Origin of the sequence: Frankia sp. AgKG'84/4, from assembly GCF_023242965.2 — a bacterium.
In the GTDB taxonomy this organism is placed as follows: domain Bacteria; phylum Actinomycetota; class Actinomycetes; order Frankiales; family Frankiaceae; genus Frankia.
The window spans coordinates 1-2,310 of the sequence record NZ_JALKFU020001263.1; the positions used below are offsets into that span (position 1 = coordinate 1).

2 protein-coding genes are annotated in these 2,310 nt (G+C 73.9%); both read left to right on the forward strand.

All coding sequences use genetic code 11. The features are described from left to right. The first annotated feature begins 244 nt into the window (after positions 1 to 244). Positions 245 to 1,477 (forward strand): thiolase family protein, encoded by a 1,233-nt coding sequence (locus MXD58_RS29445; protein WP_248840173.1) that lies wholly within the window; start codon positions 245 to 247, stop codon positions 1,475 to 1,477. A 62-nt stretch (positions 1,478 to 1,539) separates the two neighbouring features. Continuing rightward, on the forward strand, positions 1,540 to 2,310 hold a 771-nt coding region (locus MXD58_RS29450), incomplete at its 3' end, for an enoyl-CoA hydratase/isomerase family protein (protein ID WP_250611420.1).

The window sequence follows — 2,310 nt, forward strand, 5'->3', positions numbered from 1 at the left end:
GGCAGCGGCCGCGCCACCCCGGCTCGCGAGACCGCCAGCGGCCGCGAGTGCGCGACACCCGAGACCGGGGCATAGCGGCGAGCGAACTACTCGTCGGTAACTATTGTCGTAGGCTTGCCGCACCGGCGATGTCCGCGCCGGTGCCGACCGCCCCCAGGCGACCCAGGCAAGGGACGCCCGCCGGCCGTTCGGCAGCCCAGGACGGAACAGCCGGCGCCACGCGGTCGCCGGCGGGGAGGCCACCGTGTTCGGTTCAGCCCGCGGCCAGGTCCGCGACGTCGTCTTCGTCGACGGGGTCCGCACACCGTTCGGGAAGGCGAAGGGCGTCTATGCCGAGACCAGGGCAGACGACCTGATCGTCCGTGTGATCCGCGAGCTGCTGCGGCGCAACCCGGCGCTGGCGCCGGAGCGGGTCGACGAGGTCGCGATCGCGGCCACCACCCAGATCGGCGACCAGGGGCTGACCATCGGGCGGGCCGCCGGCATCCTCGCCGGACTGCCCCGGTCCGTACCGGGCTACTCCGTCGACCGGATGTGCGCCGGCGCCGTGACCGCCGTGACCACGGCGGCGTCCTCGATCGCCGTCGGCGCCTACGACGTGGCCGTCGCCGGTGGGGTGGAGCACATGGGCCGCCATCCGATGGGCGAAGGCGCCGACATCAACCCGCGGTTCGTCTCCGAGCGCCTCGTCGACCCGTCCGCGCTGGTCATGGGATCAACGGCGGAGAACCTGCACGACCGCTTCCCGGCGATCACCCGGGCGCGGGCCGACGCGTACGCGCTGGCGTCCCAGGAGAAGGTCGCGAAGGCGTACGCGAACGGGTGGATCCAGCCGGACCTGGTCCCGATGGCCGCCCGCCACGTCGAGTCGGGCTGGGACCTCGTCAGCGTCGACGAGCCGCCGCGGCCCTCGACGACCCTCGAGGGGCTCGCCGGGCTGCGCACCCCGTTCCGCCCGCACGGCCGGGTCACCGCGGGCAACTCCGCGGGGATCAACGACGGCGCGACCGGCTGCCTGCTCGCCGCCGCCGACGTCGCGGCCGAGCTGGGGCTGACGGCGAAGATGACGCTGGTCGGGTTCGGTTTCGCCGGGGTGGATCCCGAGGTGATGGGCGTCGGCCCGATTCCCTCGACCGAGCGGGCGCTGGCCCGCACCGGTCTGTCCATCGGCGACATCGGCCTGTTCGAGCTCAACGAGGCGTTCGCCGTGCAGGTGCTCGCCTTCCTCGACCACTTCGGCATCGCCGACGACGACCCGAGGGTCAATCCCTACGGCGGCGCGATCGCGCTCGGCCATCCGCTGGCCTCCAGCGGGGTGCGGCTGATGACACAGCTCGCCCGGCAGTTCGCCGACCATCCCGAGGTCCGCTACGGGCTGACCGCGATGTGCGTCGGGCTCGGCATGGGCGCGACGACGATCTGGGAGAACCCCCATCACCCGGCCGCGGCCCGCGCCGGCGGCGCGCCGGCGAGCTGACCGGCCCGCCGGCCGTGACACTTCGCGAGATCCCGACTTCCCGAGAGCCCGGAGGGGCGCCCATGAGCGACGACGAGGTCACCCTGGAACTGGCGGACGAGGCCGTCACGGCGGCTCCCGTCCACTACGTGGCCCTGCCCGGGGTGACCGGCCCGGTCGCCCTCGTCACCCTCGACAACGGTCATGATCACACCCGGCCGAACACGTTCGGGCCGGCCGGGCTGCGCGCGCTGCTCGCCGCCGCCGACGAGATCGAGGCGCACGAGCCGCCGGTCGCCGCGATCGCCGTGACGGGCAAGCCGTTCATCTTCAGCGTGGGCGCGGATCTGAGCTTCCGGTCCTCGATCACCGAGGTGTCCCGGCTGCGGCCGACCATGGAGGCGCTGGGCCGGCTCGGCCATGACGCGTTCGTCCGGCTGGGCTCGGGTCGCTTCGGCGACCGGAAGGTGCCCACGTTCGCCCTGGTCAACGGCGCCGCGTTGGGTGGCGGCGTGGAGCTGGCGCTGCACTGCGACTACCGGGCGCTCTCCAGCGGCATCCCGGCACTGGCGCTGCCGGAGGTGTTCCTCGGCCTGGTCCCGGCCTGGGGCGGCACCCAGCTTCTGCCGAACCTGATCGGGCCCGAGCGGGCGATCCGGGTCATCCTCGACAACGCGCTGAGCCAGAACCGGACCCTCACCGGGCCCAAGGCGTTCGAGCTGGGCATCGGCGACGTCCTGCTCGAACCGGCCGACTTCCTGGAGGAGGCGCTGGCCTGGGTCGGGCGGGTGCTGCGCGGCGAGCTCGACCCCGCCGCCGACCGCGCGCCGGTCGAGCGCGGCCAGGCCTGGGCC